Origin of the sequence: Micromonospora sp. NPDC049107 (assembly GCF_040648595.1) — a bacterium.
In the GTDB taxonomy this organism is placed as follows: domain Bacteria; phylum Actinomycetota; class Actinomycetes; order Mycobacteriales; family Micromonosporaceae; genus Micromonospora.
In genome coordinates, this window is record NZ_JBEZEC010000001.1 from 844,383 (window position 1) to 859,835 (window position 15,453).

A 15,453-nucleotide genomic window follows, 5' to 3' on the forward strand; every position below is an offset into this window, starting at 1 on the left:
GTGTCAGCCGAGCACCGGCACCGAGCGCCCCTCGTCAACCGTGTAGGCGCCCGTCGAGAGGACGCCGAGGGTCGCCGGCGTCAGGGTCAGCGACACGACGCCGCCGGGCAACACGCGGATGCTGTCCTCGGACGCCGCGAACGTCGCGGGCGTCGACCCGTCCGGAAAGAGGCGCTTGCCGCTGCCGACGACGACCGGGTACTGCAGCAGCCGGTAGAGGTCGACGAGTCCGGCCTCGTGCAGCGTCTGCACGAGCCGCCAACTGCCGTGCACCTGGAGTTCCCCGCCCGGCCGGTCCTTGAGCCGGCGGACCTCGTCGAGGATGTCGGTGCGCAACACCGTCGTCGGGCTCCAGTCGGCCTCCTCGTCGGTCAGGGTCTCGCTGACGACGTACTTGGGCAGGGTGTTGAGCTTGGCGGCGATCAGGTCGTCGGGTGCGGTGACCTTCGGCCAGTAGCCGCCGAGCAGGCCGTAGCTCGTGCGGCCGAAGAGGAAGGCGTCGGCCGTACGGAACCAGCCCTCGACGACCTCGTTGGTGTGCGCGGACATGTGCGGGACGAGCCAGCCGCCCCGGTCGAAGCTGTCCGAGCGGTCCTCGTCCGGGGCGCCCGGTCCCTGCATGACGCCGTCGAGGCTCACGAAGACGTTGACGCTGAGCAGCACGGTTATCCTCCGTCGGGTGGGTCGGGCCGCCGCCCTCCGGCGGCCGGCCGACGGAGGTTAGCTGCCGGGTCGCGGATCGGTCTTGTACAGGAACGACATCGTCGGGTCGTCACCGGCGCCCAGCCCTCGCGCGGTGTGTCCGACGTAGCGCCGCAGCGCGTGTGCCAGGTGAGCCTGGTCGAAGTAGCCCAGCACCGAGACGACCGCGCGCCAGTCGAGGCCGTCGCGCAGCATGGTGGCCGCGGCGTTCGCGCGGTCGATCTGCGTCACGGCGGTCGGCGACAGTCCGGTGACGGCACGGTGTTGCCGCTGGTGGGTGCGCGTGGACCCGTGACGGTCGGCCTCGGTTCCCGTCAGGCGTGAGGGAACCAGCAGCCCCGAGTCGCGCAGCCGTCGGACGAACTGCTCGACGTTCTCGTACGTCGGCGTCTCCCAGTCCTCGCCGCCGATGACCACCCGGCCCGAGCGTGTCACCGGGAAGGACACGTGACTGTCGACGATCGACGTCGCGGGGTGCGGCCGGAAGACAGCGCCGAGCGTCAACCGGATCCCGAGGAACTCGGCGTCCGGCGGGACCGGTGCCGTGGTCGCCTTGGTCTCGGGCCCGCGTAGCGAGACCAGGAGCCGCCCGGCCGAACGCGTGACGATCAGGTGGCAGCACGTACGCGCCACGGACGTCATCGTCTCCTCGGCGTCGCTGGTGGTGCGCCACACGCGGTCGACGATGTCCGCGTCCGCGTCGGTCGGACGATGCTCGAACCGCAACGCCATGACGCCTCCGAGCTGTCCCAATACCGGCTCCTGAGCCTAGGGCGTGTGCTGGCGGATGTGCGATCAGGGATCGAGAGGTTGGTCGGGAGGGGTCAGCCGGGGGTGCTCCAGACCAGGGGCGCTTTGCGGGTCCACGCGTCGTCCTCGATCGTCTGGACGAGGAACCGGGCGAGGTCGGCGCGGTTGATCCGTGCGCCGGGCTTTTCGGTGCCGGCCTCGGACGCCCGCACGGTGCCACCGGTGGTCTTGTCGGTCAGGGTCACGGCGCGGACCAGGGTCCAGTCGATGCCGGACGGGGCACGGATGACCTGGTCGACGCCTGCCTTGATGTTCGACAGCTCGGGCAGGACGGCCTGATCATCCGCACCGCCTACGCCGAGGTCCCTCCGCGCGTCGAGTACACCCTCGCCCCGCTGGGTCGCGGCCTACACGAGATCGTCACCTCGCTGATCGGCTGGGCCGCCGACCACCACGACGAGATCCGTGCGAATCGCGAGCGCGCCGCAACGACCGGATCCTGACCGCTCCACAAGCAGTCGTGCGCCACAGTGGCAGCATCTGACCGCGCCGACACGCCCGCAAACCGTTCGCAACCCTCCGGGGGACCGGGTCGCACCAATTAACGAATTACCGGTAACAACAATCTGTTAATTCATGCCCACAAACGGGACATAACGCGCGCGCACCATAATGACAGTTAAGATGCGTAAGCACTTACGCTGTTGTTTCGGCGGTCCGTCGCCGCCCCGGGCCGCCCGCAGCTTCCAGGCCACAGGCGCGCGCGGCACGGCCGGTGACGGGTGTGATGGGCCGATCCCGAGCCGGGCTTGTCGAGGTGGTCGTAGACCGGGGAGGTGTAGACAGCAACCGCGGCCGCACCCGAGCTGGGGTGCGGCCGCGCGGGTCGGTCGTGTCAGTGCGCGTGATGGTACTGGTGCACTACGGCGTGGCCCTTGCCCCGCGAGATCATCCACCGGTTCACCGGGATGGTCAGCACAAACGCCACGACCAGCGAACCCACGAGGGACGCCCAGAACAACACGCTGGTCAGCCCGGCGTCCATCGCCGCGGGCACCGCGACGATGAACGCGTTGTCCAGCAGTTCCATGATGGCGATCGACACGGTGTCGGCGGCCAGGGCGACCGTCAGCGCCGCGCGGAACCCGACGCCGGCGCGCAGCACACCGCGCATCGTGAGCCCGTACCCGAACACGAACGCCAGGACGATCGACAGCACGACCGTGGCGGCATTGTGCAACCCGAACGCGGTACCGATCACCATGCCCAGCACCTCGCCAATCGCGCAGCCTGTCAAGCAGTGCAGTGTCGCCTGCGCGGCGACCGCCCAACCCGCCGCCGCTGCGGGGCGCCCGTCGTTCTCGTGTGCCGCAACCAGCGTTGGCGTGCCCTCGTGGTGGTGATGTTCGTGTGTCATGTTCGCCTCCTTCAACCCCGCTGAATATACCCCTAGGGGGTATATGTGGCCAGGGGTGTCCAGGCGCAGCGGGCGGTAGCCGTCATCGCCCAGCTGGGCGAGTTCGCCGTCGATGCCGACCGAGTAGGTGCGTAGAAGTGCACGTTCTCGTGGTGCCGGGGCGCAGCGCCCCCTCGCCGGCGTTGGCAGCCCCGGCCGCAATGCCACCTCATACGGACGGACCGTCCTGATAGGCGGCCGTTCATCTCGTCGCGGTGGCCCACTCGGCCGCCAGCGAAGGGCTGTAGTACCGGGTGAAGCCACAGCCCCACGCGATCGGGTCGGCGAGCGGCGCGCCGCCCCAGCGGGGCATGCCGGACACGAGCAACCGGGTGCCGACCTGATAGGCCGGGCCAGCCTCGGACGTGGCATCGCCCGTCCCGCCCGAGGCGGCGGGCGGCGACATGTCCACCACGGCGGTGCCCCCGGATCCGCCCCGGAACCAGGTGTGCACCTGGAACGTCACCGATCGCAGGTCCAGCGGAGGATGCGCGCCGCGTTCGGTTCGGGCCGGTCCGATGCCGGTCACGGTGCCGTCGAAGGCGAAGGCCTGCTCGGCGAGGGTCTTTGGTGCGTACGCCTTGACGCACTGCGCCGCGCCGAAGGCGAGCGGGTCGCCGGGCTTGACCCCGGCCGGCAGGTCGGCCGCGGGCGTCGGAGTGACCGGTGCGGACGATGACGTGACCGGCGGCTGTGCCTGCGGCGTCGCGGTCGGCCGGTGGACGCCGTACGCAGCCGCCGCGATGATCACCGTGGTCGTGGCCGCCGCCAGCATCAGGGTCCGGCGTCGGCGGTGGACCCTGCGCACCGCCCCGGCGACCACGGCCAGTTCGTCGGGGGCGTCGGGGGCGTCGGCGGCGAACAGCTCGCGCAACTCGCGCTCGGTCGACTGGCTCATCGGGTCTCCCTCTGTGCGTCGATGGCCGCGGGTCCGCGCAGGCTCGCCAGGGCACGTGAGGCGGTGGCCCGCACGGAGCTCTCGCTGACCCCCATGGCCGCGGCGACCGCCGCGTCGTCCAGGTCGGCGTAGTAGCGCAGGACGAGCACTGTGCGGGCGCGCGGGGCGAGCCTGCTCAACAGCACCCGCATCTGGTCCCGGGCGGCGACCGCGTCGGCCGGGTCGGCCACCGTGGCGCCGGTCTCCTGGCGCAGGTCGGTGGGCCGCTCCGTCGTCCAGCGCCGGCGACGCCAACTCAGATGCGCGTTCACCAGCATGCGGCGTACGTAGGCCTCGGGGTCTGTCGCCGCGCGCACCCGCTTCCAGTGCCGGTACACGTCGGCCAGCACGGTCTGCGCCAGATCCTCAGCCACCTGCCGATCGCCGCTCAGGACGAACGCCAGGCGCACCAGCGACCGGCCATACCCCGCCACGAATTCCTCGAACGACACGCCCGCTCCCGTCAGTGCTCTCCACTAGGAAGACGCACCGGCCGCCGCCCGGCGCTGCACGGCTACCCTCTCCGAGCGCTGGTCGGCGTTCGACACCGGCCCCGGACCCGCAGGGCCCGGAGCCGATGTCGTTGCCCGGTCTACCTCGCGGCCGGTGAGGCGTACCCGACGATGGACGAGGCCCAGTTGCTGTACTGCGGGTGGGTCACGCCGTCGGACTGGTTGCCGCCGACCACGTAGTGGTTGCCGTCCGTGCTGGTGTCGTAGTACGACGTGACGATGGCGACGTGGTCGTAGCTGCCGTTGCCGTCCCAGTCGTAGACCGCCGCGTCACCCTTGCGCGGGACGTAGCCGCTGCCGCGCCCGTGCCAGGTGCCGTTGTTGATGCCGTACGTCCGGAAGCTGCCCGCCGCCGCGGTGAGCCCGGTGTACTTCGCGCCGCCCCAGTAGAAGGCGAACTTCGCGAAGTCCGCGCACCATTGCCGCTTGCGCCACGCCACCGGCCCCCAGGCCTTGGTGCCGTCGCGGTACATGTAGCCGTTGGTGGTCTTGCCGCACTTGCCGTAGGTGGAGGCGGTGCCGTCATTGCGGTCGTTGGCCGGGTCGGCCCAGAAGCCGGTGTAGAAGTTGCAGTCTTCGGTCGAGGTCTCGGACAGCCGTGCCTGGACGTCGGCGTTGGTGGACGTGTACTGCTCCCACGCGATGTTGCCGACGTCGATGCCGAGCTGGGTGTCGCCCGCGGCGTACGCGGGGCTGGCCACGCTGAGGGTCGACGCCGCGAGGGCGACCGCCGTGACCAGCGCCATACGGATCCGTCTCATCGGTTCTCCTGCTTTCTGACTGACGAAGGTGGACGTCAGAAAGCGTCGGCGTGCCGGCTTGGGCGGCCCTTGAGGGAGTCTTGACTCTCCTCTTCGACGAGGTGGTGGAGGCGGTCAGCCGTCGAGGTCGCGTAACGCCTGGGCCACCGTCTCGGCATTCGGATGGTCGAGTTCGCGAAGGATCGTGGCCGCCTGCCGCAGGAAATCGCGCGCCTGCTCCGCCTCGCCGGCGGCGGAGTGGCTCTGCCCCAGATGCGTCAGGATCTCCGCCTCGTTGTACCGGTCCCGGAAGTTGCGGACCAGCTTGAGGGCCCGCTGGTAGCAGGTGTTGGCCTCGGCGTGCCGGCCCAGGTGGTGGTACGCGTAGCCGAGGCTGTCCCAGGCGCCCGCCTCGGCGTGCTGGTCGCCGATCTCCTGGTTGAGCTCGACCGCCCGGTCGCAGTACGCCACGGCCGCGCCGTGGTCGCTGAGCTGGGTGTGCAGCCAGCCGACATTGTTGACGGCCATCGCCTCCCCGGCCCGGTGCCCGGCCTGCCGGTAGAGCCCAAGGGCCAGCTCGTTGTGGCGCAGCGCGTCGGACCAGCGGTCCTGCTGGTTGAAGGCCCACCCGAGCCCACGGTGGGTGTGCGCCTGGCTGACCGGGTCGCCCAGCTCCTCGAACAGCGCGAGTGCCCCCTGGTAGTACCGGTGGGCCTCGTCGAGTTCTCCGAGCTGGGTGTGGGCCACTCCCAGACTGCGGTGCGAGCACGCCTGCCAGTGCCGCTCACCGAGCCGGCTCGCGGCCCGCAGCGCCGCGAGCTGCGTCGCGGTCCAGTCACGCCAGTGCCCCTGCTCGTCGAGGTAACTCTCCATCGTCCAGGCCAACTGCCAGGTGTACGCGTCGAGCCCGTCGCGCGCGGACTGCCGCAGGATGCCGAGCAGCACGGCGTGTTCGGTGTGGAACCAGGCCAGCGCCTGCGCCTGGTCGGCCACCGGATCGAGGGTGAGTTGGGGCTGGGCGGGCGGCAGCGTGATCGGCTCGCGGGCCGGGTCGAGCAGGCACGCCGCCGCGTGGGCGGTGTGCAGGTAGTGGTCGAGCATGCGGACGAGGGCGGCCTGCCGGTGGTCCGGGGCGTCGCGCTCGACCTGCTCGGCCGCGTACAGGCGGACCAGATCGTGCAGGCGGTACCGCGTCGACGTCTGTTGGTGGACCAGGTGCGCCTCGTGCAGGTCGTGCAGCAGCGGCCGGGTCTGCCGCGGGGAGAGCCCGCTGAGGCTCGCCGCGGCCCCCAGGCCGACCTGGGGGCCGGGAGTCAGACCGAGCAGCCGGAACATCCGGGCCGCCTCCGGCTGCAGGGCGCGCGTGGAGGAGGCGAAGACCGCGCGCAGGTCGGCGCTCAGGTCGCCGGTAGTCAGGGCGTCCAGCCGCGTCGCCTCCTCGGACAGCTCCTCGACCAGCGCCCGCAGCGGGAGACCGGGGTGCATCGCCGCGCGCGCCGCGACGATGCTGAGGGCCAGTGGCAGGCCGTGGCACCGGGCCAGCAGCGCGGCGACGCTGTCGGGTTCCTCCGCGAGCAGTCGCGGCCCGAACCGGCGGGACAGCAGGTCGTGGGCCTCGTCGTCGGTGAGCACGTTCAGGGTGAAGCCCTGCGCGCCCTGCGCCACGAGGCCGCCCAGGCGGCGACGGCTGGTCACCAGGACGGTGCAGGTGGGACTGCCGGGTAGCAGGCTGGCGACCTGCTCGGTGTCGTGGGCGTTGTCCAGCACGATCAGCATCCGCCGGCCCGCGAGCAGGGTGCGGTAGAGGGCCGCCTGCGCGTCCACGCCGGTCGGGATCGCCTTGGGCGGTACGGCCAGGGCGTCGAGGAGGCCGCGCAGGGCCACCGGTGGCGGCACCGGCTCGGCGGCGGGGTCGAAGCCGCGCAGGTTGACGTACAACTGGCCGTCGGGGAAGCGGTCCAGGTGGTCGTACGCCCAGCGCAGGGCCAACCAGGTCTTGCCGACGCCGCCGGTGCCACCGATGACCGCGACGGCGACGGCGTCCGCGTCGTTGGTCTGATCCTCGACGAGGCGGGACAGTGTGGCCAGTTCGCGGACCCGGCCGGTGAACAACGGCGGTGGGGCCGGCAGTTGCCGGGGCGTCGGGTGGGTCGCGGCGGTCCCGGTCGTCGGCGCGGCGAGTGTCGGGTCGCCGTTGAGGATGCCCAGGTGCAGCGCTTGCAGATCGGGGCCGGGGTCGACGCCGGTCTCGTCGGCCAGGACACGGCGCAGCCGGTCGTAATGCTCCAGCGCCTCGGCCTGCCGACCGCAGCGGTAGAGGGCGCGCATGAGTTGCCCGGCGAGGCGCTCGTCCAGCGGATGGGCCGGCGCGTCCCGCAGGAGGTCCGGTAGCAGGGACGCGTGCAGACCCAGGCGGAGCGCGGTGTCCGTGCGGTCCCGTTCGGCGGCCAGCCTCTCCTGGGTGAGCGCCTCGCGCGTCTCGTTGAGCCACGGGGTGTCCAGCCGGGGAAAGGGCTCGCCACGCCACAGGCCGAGGGCTTCGTCGAACCGCCCCAGCGCCGCCTCGTCGTCGGGCACGGCGCGCGCCCCGGCGACCAGGTCGCGGAACCGGTGCAGATCCACCGCGGCCGGGTCCACGCTGAGCAGGTAGCCGCCCGAGCGGCGGGAGATCTCGGCACCGTCGGCCAGGCAGGACCGCAGGCGGGACAGGTAGCTGTACAGCGAATTCACGGCGCGCTGCGGACGATTATCGGCCCAGACGCGTTCGAGGAACTGGTCGACGTGCACGACGCGATTCGCCTCGATGAGCAGGATCGCCAGGACGCTGCGTTGCCGAGCGTGGCCCAGGTCGACCCATGCGCCGTCGATCTCCGCCTCGACCTCGCCGAGCAGCCTGAACTTCACCGACACCGTCCCCCGCTGTCGCCGTTCCCGGCTTGACCAGGCGATTCAAGATTCGCTCAAGATGTCTCTCCATTGTATTCGGAGACATTCTCGGATCCGGATCGCGAGGACCGCCGTCTACGGGCTGGGACGGCACGGCAGCGGGCCCCGGGACTCCTTGACGGAGTCCCGGGGCCGGCTGCGGCGGTGGTGCGCGGAGGGCGTCAGTCGCCGGCGGGAACCTCGTAGAGCCGGCTGCCGCTGACCGAGGCCCGTGTCACAGACCCAGAGGTGCTCGCCGTAGGGCGCGAATCAGCACCGCGCCGAGGGGTCGCGGCGTCAGTTCGGCAGGTACGCCGAGCGGGCCTGGCTCACCTCGGCGGCCTGGCGCTCGCGCCACCGGCGTTGGCTGTCCCGGTTGCAGGCGCGGCACGTCCGGCGGTATCGACCCGTCGACTCGTCGATCTCGCGGTCGTGCCCGTTGCGGCAGGTCGGGACCTGCGCTCGGGTGCGGCAGTTCTCGGCGCGGCTGACCTGCCGCAGGTGGGTGGGCTCGATGCAGTCCTGCGCCGGGCAGAGGTGGTCGACCTCCAGATCGGGGCGGTACCCGCCGACGAGGACGACGTACGCGGCGATGTGCGCCCAGGCGCGGCCGGCGACCTTCTGGTGAACGCCGCGCCGCGTGCCGTACCCGCTGATGATGAGGCAGCCGTCGTCCTGCCGTACCGAACGCCGCAGGAGATGGTCGCGCAGACTGGCCTCGGTGAAGTGGCGGGACAACCCCTTGACCTCGCTGAGCACGGCGTCACCCTATCGGAGGCGGGCGGCGTGCTCGGGCAGGTCGACGTCGGTGTCGTCGGCGACGTCGGCGCAGTCCACCAGTTGTACGGCTGTCGCGTGGGCTCGGAGGTAGTCGCGGGCGCCCCGGTCGCCGGTCGCCGCCTCGGCGACTCCGGGCCAGTGGTCGCGCCCGAGCAGCACCGGATGTCCGCGTCGCCCGTCGCGGTAGGTGGCCATGGCGAGGGATTCGGCGGTGGCGTCGCGGGCGACGCGGCGTACCGCCTCGGGGGTCAGGCCGGGCTGGTCGACCAGGGTGACCACGACGGCGGCGGCCGGGCTGGACGCCAGGGAGTCCAGCCCGGCCCGCAGCGACGAGCCCATGCCCGAGGCCCAGTCGTCGTTCACCACCACCTCGGGCAGTCGGGTGCGGGCGCGGATCTGGTCGGCCTGCGCGCCGAGCACCACCAGCACCGGTCGGCAGCCGGCGGCGGTGAGGAGGCCGGCGGCGTGCTCCACGAGCGGGCGGCGACGGTAGGGCAGGAGGGCCTTGGGTTGGCCGAGCCGTCGGCCGGCGCCGGCCGCCAGGAGGAGACCCGCCGTGACCATGGCCAGAGCCTAGTCCGCACGAGCGGCGGACGCCCCGCGTCCCGGGACGCCCAGCCGCAGGTCAGCGCGCCAGCCACTCCCGGTACGAGGTGGGCGCGAGAACGGCGTCCTGCTTGCCGGTGAGCACGTCGCCGGGGGCCGCCGCGAACATGCCGGCGGTGTCGTCGGTGGTGACGGTCCGCTGGTCGCCGCGCGCGGCGAGGGTGATCCGGCCCAGCTCGTCGAGCCCGAACACGTCGGGGCCGGCGACGTTGCGGATGCCCTGAAGCGGCGCGCCCACGCTCACGTCGGCGACGGCCTGGGCCACGTCGGCCGCGGCCATCGGCTGGACGGGGGTGCTGGGCAGCCGTACGCCGGTCTCGTCGGCGGTCCAGGAGATGACCGCGTCGATGAACTCGAAGAACTGGGTGGCGCGGACGATCGAGTACGGCACTCCGCTGGCCTTGAGGATGTCCTCCTGGAGCACCTTCGCGCGGTAGTAGGCCAGGTCGGGCACCTGGTCGACGCCGACGATCGACAGGACCACGGCGTGTCCGACGCCGGCCTTCTCGGCGGCGGTCAGGAGGTTGTCCATGGTGGTCTGGAAGAACGCGGGGGAGGCCTCGTCGAAGGTCGGCGAGTTGGTGAGGTTGACGACGACGTCAACGTCCTTGAGCGCCTCGGGGAGGCCCTGCCCGGTGAGGAGGTCGACTCCGGTCGACTGCGAGTGCCCGAACGCGTCGTGCCCGGCCGTGCGCAGGATCTGGACGACCTGGGAGCCGATCAGGCCCGTCCCGCCCATCACAGCGATCTTCATGTCCGTTCCACCTTCCGTGTCCCGTTCGTCCCGGCGCCCCAGCGGCGCCGGCAAACTCGGACCTCTTATGTCCGAGAACTATACTCGGATAAGAAGGATCCGAGTATCAGGGGTGGCTAGGGTGAGGCGATGAAGATGTCCGGCGGTGTCGAGTGGGCGCTGCACTGCTGTGTCGTGCTCACCACCAGCAGCCGGCCGGTCCCGGCCGCCCGGCTCGCGGAGCTGCACGACGTCTCCGGCAGCTACCTCGCCAAACAGCTCCAGTCGCTGGCCCGCGCGGGGCTCATCCACTCCGTGCAGGGCAAGTCCGGTGGCTACGCGCTGACCCGCGCGCCGGAGTCGATCAGCGTGCTGGACGTGGTCCACGCCGTCGACGGGCCCGGCCCGGCCTTCGTGTGCACCGAGATCCGCCAGCGCGGGCCGCTGGCCACCCCACCCGGCGACTGCACCGGCGCGTGCCCGATCGCCCGCGCCATGTGGACCGCCGAGACGGCGTGGCGTGACGCCCTGGCCGGCATCACGATCGCCGACCTCGCCCGCGACGTCGACGTCGACTCCGGCCCCGAGGCCCTGGCCACCGTCCGCGCCTGGCTCACCGGCGACCCCGCCGGCTGAGCGCTCGGCGGGCGTGACGTGGCTCAGCCGGCGCGGCGTACCTCGGTGTCCCAGATCTCGGCCCACGGACGTCGCAGCCCCCGGCACACGTGGATCGGGCCGCCGTTCTCGTCGTTGGCCACCTCGACCCGCTGGTCCACCCGCCCGGCCAGCACACACTGCTCGAACCAGCCGTTCAGCGCGTCGGGGCGCTCCCAGCCGACCGCGATGACCACGTCCGCGTCGGCGGGCGGGCGTCCGAAGTCCAGCATGCTGTTGTGACCGGAGTACGCCCGGGGCAGCCCCCGTGCCGGTCCGTAGCGCGCGACCGCCCCGGCCTCGCCGTAGTTGGCGGTGAGCACGACCGCCCGCGCGCGCTCGGACTCCGGCAGGCCACGGTGGACGGTGGCTAGTGAGTCGGCGAACGCCGGCCAGCCGATGGTCTCACCGGCGTCGTAGTTCACGTCGACCACGAAGGCGGGCAGCCGGTCGGCCTGCAGCACGGGCAACAGCAGCACGATGCTGGGCAGCAGGAACGGCACCGCGCCGGCCGCGAGCACCCCCCGCCGCAGCCACGACCGGCCGCGCGACGCCCAGGCGGCGGTGACCACCGCGCCCGCCGCGACGAGCGCCAACAGCAGGGGAGCGTCGTAGTAGCCCTTGCCGCCGGCCACCAGGACCACAGCGAACACGACAACCCAGGCCCAACCCACCGCCCGGTACGACCGCCACGCCGGCCGGCGCAGCAACGCGACGAGACCCGCGATCCAGATCGGTACGGCGTACGGGCTGATGATGAGGAACTGGAGGGTGAACGCGTCGAGGCGGCCGCTGTAGGAGCTGCCCCCGTCGGAGATGGACGCGGCCACGCCGAGCTGCGGGAATCCGTGCGCCGCCTGCCAGATCAGGTTCGGCGCGGCCAGCACCAGGGCGATCGCGGCGGCGGCGAGCACCCGCCGGTCGCGCAGCAGCCGACGCGGCCCCGCGATCAGCACCCCGGCGAGCAGGCCCACGGCCAGCAGCGCCGGCAACAGCTTGTTGAGCATGCCCACGCCGAGCACCAGACCGAGCGGGAGCGCCCACCGGGTGTCGCCGGTGCGCAGCAGTCGCACCGCGCACCACGCCACGCCGAGCCAGACCAGCAGGTCGACGGTCGTGGTGCTGAGCAGGTGCCCGCTGGCGAGCACGATGCCGGAGATCGCGGCGAGCACCGCCGCGAAGCTCTGCCCGCCCCGGCCGCCACCCAGCTCCCGGGCGATGGCGGCGACCAGCAGGACCGCGCCCCCGGCCAGCAGCGCCGACGGCGTCCGTAGGACCACCAGGTTGCCCGGCGCGATCTCGTCGAGCAGGCGGGCCAGCGCGGGGACCAGCGGGCCCTGGTCGACGTAACCCCAGTCGAGGTGCCGACCGCAGAGCAGGAAGTACAGCTCGTCGCGGTGATACCCGTAGCGCCCCGCGAGGAGCAGCAGCGTCACGCTGGTCGCGGCGGCCACCAGCCACGGCCCCCGCGTACGCGGACCGGGCTGCGGCAGCTCGGTCGGTGTGGACGACCGGGCCGGCGGGCGCTCGGTGTCGATGACGGGCTCGCTCACCGATCCATCATCGCCCGTGACGACGCCGGGCGGGTGCCCGTAAAGCCTCCGGGTGCACGTGCCCTGAGCAGGTGCGAAGATCAGTTTCGCAACCCGACCGAGAGGACGACATGCGATACCGCACTCTGGACGCCACCGGCACGGTGCGCGGACGCGACCTGTCGAGCGGGTCATGATTGCCTTCCCCGAGCCGACCGCACCGGCCGGCAGCCGCACCGAGGTCTTCCTGCGCTACCTGGACTACTTCCGCGAGTCGGTGGTGGCCAAGGTGTCGGCGTTGGACGAGGCGGAGCTGCGCAGCAGCCGGCTGCCGTCCGGGTGGACGCCGCTGGAGCTGCTCACGCACCTGCGCCACGTCGAGCGGCGCTGGATCGAGTGGGGTTTTCAGGGTCGGGACGTCGCCGAGCCGTGGGGAGACCGTCGGAACGACCGCTGGTACGTCGCCCCCGACGAGACCCGTGACGACCTGGTGGCGGCGCTGCGGGCGCAGGGCGCGCACACGACCGCCGTGGTGTCGGCGCACGACCTGGCCGAGATCGGGGCGCCGGGCCCACGCTGGGACGGCGCGGACCCGGCGTCGTTGGAACGGGTGCTGTTCCACCTGGTGCAGGAGTACGCCCGTCACCTGGGCCACCTCGACGTGGTCGCCGAGCTGGCGGGAGGCCCGACCGGGGAGTGAGGCCGCCCGGCCGATAATGGGCCGATGCCGCTGCTCGTCACGCCCGCCCTGCCCGCCGGGAGCCTCGCCGCCCAGGAACAACCCCACCTTGCGGTACGCCCCGGGCTGGCGCTGCGGCCGTGGCGCGACGACGACGCCCCCGCCGTACACGCGGCGTTCGGCTGCCCGGCGATCCAGCGGTGGCACGTGCTCCGACTCGACGACGACGCCGAGGCCAGGGCGTGGACGGCACAGTGGACCGGTCGGTGGCGTGCCGAGACGGCCGTGAGCTTCGCGATCGTCGACGGCGCCGACCGGCCGGTCGGCCAGACGGGACTGCGGGACGTGCTGCTGACCGAGGGGTCGGCGCAGATTTCGTACTGGCTGCTGCCCGACGCGCGCGGTCGGGGGATCGCCACCGCGGCGCTGGAGGCGCTGACCCGGTGGAGTTTCACCCAGGCCGGGTTGCACCGGTTGGAGCTGAACCACTCGACGGCCAACGCGGCGTCGTGCCGGGTCGCCACGCGGGGCGGCTTCGCCGTGGAGGGGGTGGCGCGTCAGTCGATGCGGCACGCCGACGGCTGGCACGACATGCACCAGCACGCGCGACTGCGCACCGAGGGGCCGATCGACTCAGCGGGGCTGCGCCCAGCCGACGAAACGCGGAGTCAGATCGGGTAGCACCACGTCGGGGTTGAGCGTGGCGAGGTCGACTTCGGCCTCCTTCTGGACCGCCGCCAGGTGGGTCAACAGACCCGGACGGTCGGGGCGGGCGCAGCCCTGCGGTAAATCCGTTGCCCACCAGGCACGGGTTGACCATGCTGACGCGCATGGATCAGTGACCAGTGGCGCACGTGCGCGATGAGGACGGGTTCGAGTGACCTCCCCGCCTCCGTCCGCCGTGCCACTCGAAGCCCACGCCGCAGGACCGGTACGGGCTCCTTCAGCGACGTGATCTGCGACGTCGCGCCAGCCGGAGACACCGGCTACCCGCCACTGGATCCAGGAGGCCCCTCGGCGCCTCCTGCCGAAACCCTGGAATCGCCGAAACCATGAGTAGTTCCCGCCAGGTCCGGGTGCCCGCCTTCGTCCGCGCGGACACGCCTGCCTTCGAGTTCGACGCGTCAGGCGTCTTCGCGACCCCACCGCTGCCGCGCCCCCAGCGCGGCGTCTCCCGGTGTGACCTCGCCGCGGCAGCCTTCTCACCACGATCACGCCCACCGCTGACCGCTGTCCCGATCCTTTTCAACCTCGAGATGAGGACCGGCAGGCCAGGGATGGTGGACCTGGGCGCGTACCCCGGAAATTGCCTGGCGGCACGCATACCGCGATGGGAGGGTGACCGGCATGACTGCGCACGCTCTGGCCGGGGCCCTGGCCGACGACGGACGGCGACGGATCTTCGCGGCGGTCGCGTTGGGATCGACAAGCGTGCCCGAGGTCGTGCAGCGCTCCGGCTTGGCCACGCGGGCCGTGCGCACCGGGCTCGGTCGGCTCGCCGCCGCGGGCCTCATCACCGGCGGTGACGGCGCGCTCGCGGTCGACGAGGCGTCGCTGCGGGCCGCGGCGCGCGAGCGCCGCCCGGCCGACGACGCCGCGCCGGCCGACGACCCCGTGCTGCGTACGTTCCTGCGCGGGGACGTCCTGGTCGGCATGCCGGCGCAGCGCGGACGGCGGCGAACGCTGCTGGCACACATCGCGCAACGCTCGTTCGAGCCGGGTACGCGCTATCCGGAGCGTGCCGTCGACGACGCGCTCAAGCCGTGGTGTGCCGGCGGCGCGTCGGACCACGCCACCCTGCGCCGCTACCTCGTGGACGAGCGGTTGCTCACCCGCGAGCAGGGCATCTACCAGCGGACCGACACCGAAAACCCGTTGACCGGCCACTGATGATCGACGGGTGACCACGACCGTTCGACCCGACTGGGTGACCGCCGCTGTCCGTCCCGACCATCCGGACGCGACACTCCTGTTGCGCGAGTACATGACGGAGATGGTGGTGCGCTACCACCGCCGCCCCGACCGACCCGGCGAGGTCGACGCCGCGCTGGCCGAGATGCCCAGCGACGACCTGGCGTACCCCACTGGTGTGCTCCTGCTCGCCCACCGCGGCGCGGATCTGGCCGGCTGCGCCGGGTTGCGCTGGCACCGGGACTGGGCCGAGCTGACCCGGGTCTTCGTCCGCCCCGCGCACCGGGGGGCCGGTGGGGGCGCGGCGCTGCTGGCCGCCGTCGAGCGTCGGGCGCGGGCGGCCGGGGTGGACCGCATCCGCCTGGACACCCGCGCCGACCTGGTCGAGGCCCGCGCCCTGTACGCCCGGCACGGCTATGTCGAGATCCCCGCCTACTCGCGGGGCCCGTACGCCGACCACTGGTTCGAGAAGGAGTTGACGGCCGGCTCGGAAGGCGCTAAATAAGAAGAGGAACTTGAGTCACCTCGACTCAACC

General features: G+C 72.2%; 18 protein-coding genes. 6 read left to right on the forward strand and 12 right to left on the reverse strand.

Annotated elements, in window-relative coordinates; translation table 11 throughout:
- Window positions 1–3 precede the first annotated feature (3 nt).
- From AB0B55_RS03650 to AB0B55_RS03660, 3 genes are all read right to left on the reverse strand, one after another.
- On the reverse strand, window positions 4–663 hold the full coding sequence (locus AB0B55_RS03650) for a dihydrofolate reductase family protein (protein ID WP_357170074.1): 660 nt from the start codon (window positions 661–663) through the stop codon (window positions 4–6).
- Between the two features lie 57 nt (window positions 664–720).
- Window positions 721–1,434: an AraC family transcriptional regulator gene (locus AB0B55_RS03655; RefSeq protein WP_357118598.1), complete on the reverse strand. Its 714-nt coding sequence runs from the start codon at window positions 1,432–1,434 to the stop codon at window positions 721–723.
- A gap of 92 nt (window positions 1,435–1,526) precedes the next feature.
- Window positions 1,527–1,781 carry an NAD(P)H-binding protein gene (locus AB0B55_RS03660; protein WP_357170579.1) on the reverse strand — a complete coding sequence of 85 codons (255 nt, stop codon included), beginning with the start codon at window positions 1,779–1,781 and terminating at the stop codon, window positions 1,527–1,529.
- A gap of 12 nt (window positions 1,782–1,793) precedes the next feature.
- Here AB0B55_RS03660 and AB0B55_RS03665 point away from each other — a divergent pair, with 12 nt between their 5' ends.
- Complete coding sequence (locus AB0B55_RS03665) at window positions 1,794–1,955, forward strand: winged helix-turn-helix transcriptional regulator (RefSeq protein WP_357170581.1); 162 nt, start codon at window positions 1,794–1,796, stop codon at window positions 1,953–1,955.
- Window positions 1,956–2,347: 392 nt separating this feature from the next.
- Here the strand turns inward: AB0B55_RS03665 and AB0B55_RS03670 are convergent, their stop codons facing one another.
- The 8 genes from AB0B55_RS03670 to AB0B55_RS03705 form a co-directional block, all read right to left on the reverse strand.
- Window positions 2,348–2,884 (reverse strand): DUF4396 domain-containing protein, encoded by a 537-nt coding sequence (locus AB0B55_RS03670; protein WP_357118603.1) that lies wholly within the window; start codon window positions 2,882–2,884, stop codon window positions 2,348–2,350.
- 226 nt (window positions 2,885–3,110) lie between these two features.
- Entirely contained in the window at window positions 3,111–3,806 is a 696-nt protein-coding gene (locus AB0B55_RS03675; protein WP_357118606.1) for a hypothetical protein, read from the reverse strand.
- Complete coding sequence (locus tag AB0B55_RS03680; protein ID WP_357118609.1) at window positions 3,803–4,297, reverse strand: SigE family RNA polymerase sigma factor; 495 nt, start codon at window positions 4,295–4,297, stop codon at window positions 3,803–3,805. Before AB0B55_RS03680 ends, AB0B55_RS03675 begins: the two co-directional genes overlap by 4 nt.
- Window positions 4,298–4,437: 140 nt before the next feature.
- Window positions 4,438–5,118 (reverse strand): hypothetical protein, encoded by a 681-nt coding sequence (locus AB0B55_RS03685; RefSeq protein ID WP_357118612.1) that lies wholly within the window; start codon window positions 5,116–5,118, stop codon window positions 4,438–4,440.
- A gap of 114 nt (window positions 5,119–5,232) precedes the next feature.
- The gene (locus tag AB0B55_RS03690; protein ID WP_357170078.1) at window positions 5,233–8,001 is read right to left on the reverse strand and encodes a BTAD domain-containing putative transcriptional regulator; all 2,769 of its coding nucleotides are present in this window, start codon (window positions 7,999–8,001) and stop codon (window positions 5,233–5,235) included.
- Between the two features lie 318 nt (window positions 8,002–8,319).
- The gene (locus AB0B55_RS03695) at window positions 8,320–8,781 is read right to left on the reverse strand and encodes an HNH endonuclease (RefSeq protein ID WP_357118618.1); all 462 of its coding nucleotides are present in this window, start codon (window positions 8,779–8,781) and stop codon (window positions 8,320–8,322) included.
- A gap of 9 nt (window positions 8,782–8,790) precedes the next feature.
- Window positions 8,791–9,366 carry a nucleotidyltransferase family protein gene (locus AB0B55_RS03700; RefSeq protein WP_357170081.1) on the reverse strand — a complete coding sequence of 192 codons (576 nt, stop codon included), beginning with the start codon at window positions 9,364–9,366 and terminating at the stop codon, window positions 8,791–8,793.
- A gap of 61 nt (window positions 9,367–9,427) precedes the next feature.
- Window positions 9,428–10,162 carry an NAD(P)H-binding protein gene (locus AB0B55_RS03705; RefSeq protein ID WP_357118624.1) on the reverse strand — a complete coding sequence of 245 codons (735 nt, stop codon included), beginning with the start codon at window positions 10,160–10,162 and terminating at the stop codon, window positions 9,428–9,430.
- A 129-nt stretch (window positions 10,163–10,291) separates the two neighbouring features.
- On the opposite strand from AB0B55_RS03705, the gene AB0B55_RS03710 reads away from it, so the two are divergent.
- The gene (locus tag AB0B55_RS03710; protein WP_357118627.1) at window positions 10,292–10,777 is read left to right on the forward strand and encodes an Rrf2 family transcriptional regulator; all 486 of its coding nucleotides are present in this window, start codon (window positions 10,292–10,294) and stop codon (window positions 10,775–10,777) included.
- A gap of 23 nt (window positions 10,778–10,800) precedes the next feature.
- On the opposite strand, the gene AB0B55_RS03715 is transcribed toward AB0B55_RS03710, so the two are convergent.
- Window positions 10,801–12,348 carry a glycosyltransferase family 39 protein gene (locus AB0B55_RS03715; protein WP_357170083.1) on the reverse strand — a complete coding sequence of 516 codons (1,548 nt, stop codon included), beginning with the start codon at window positions 12,346–12,348 and terminating at the stop codon, window positions 10,801–10,803.
- 172 nt (window positions 12,349–12,520) lie between these two features.
- Here AB0B55_RS03715 and AB0B55_RS03720 point away from each other — a divergent pair, with 172 nt between their 5' ends.
- The 4 genes from AB0B55_RS03720 (at window position 12,521) to AB0B55_RS03735 (ending at window position 15,422) form a co-directional block, all read left to right on the forward strand.
- Window positions 12,521–13,027, forward strand: a complete 507-nt coding sequence (locus AB0B55_RS03720) for a DinB family protein (protein ID WP_357118633.1) — start codon at window positions 12,521–12,523, stop codon at window positions 13,025–13,027.
- Window positions 13,028–13,051: 24 nt separating this feature from the next.
- A complete protein-coding gene (locus AB0B55_RS03725; protein ID WP_357118636.1) occupies window positions 13,052–13,687 on the forward strand; it encodes a GNAT family N-acetyltransferase in 636 nt (211 codons plus the stop codon).
- Window positions 13,688–14,353: 666 nt separating this feature from the next.
- Complete coding sequence (locus AB0B55_RS03730) at window positions 14,354–14,896, forward strand: DUF2087 domain-containing protein (RefSeq protein WP_357118639.1); 543 nt, start codon at window positions 14,354–14,356, stop codon at window positions 14,894–14,896.
- Between the two features lie 10 nt (window positions 14,897–14,906).
- Complete coding sequence (locus AB0B55_RS03735; protein ID WP_357170086.1) at window positions 14,907–15,422, forward strand: GNAT family N-acetyltransferase; 516 nt, start codon at window positions 14,907–14,909, stop codon at window positions 15,420–15,422.
- Window positions 15,423–15,453 lie beyond the last annotated feature (31 nt).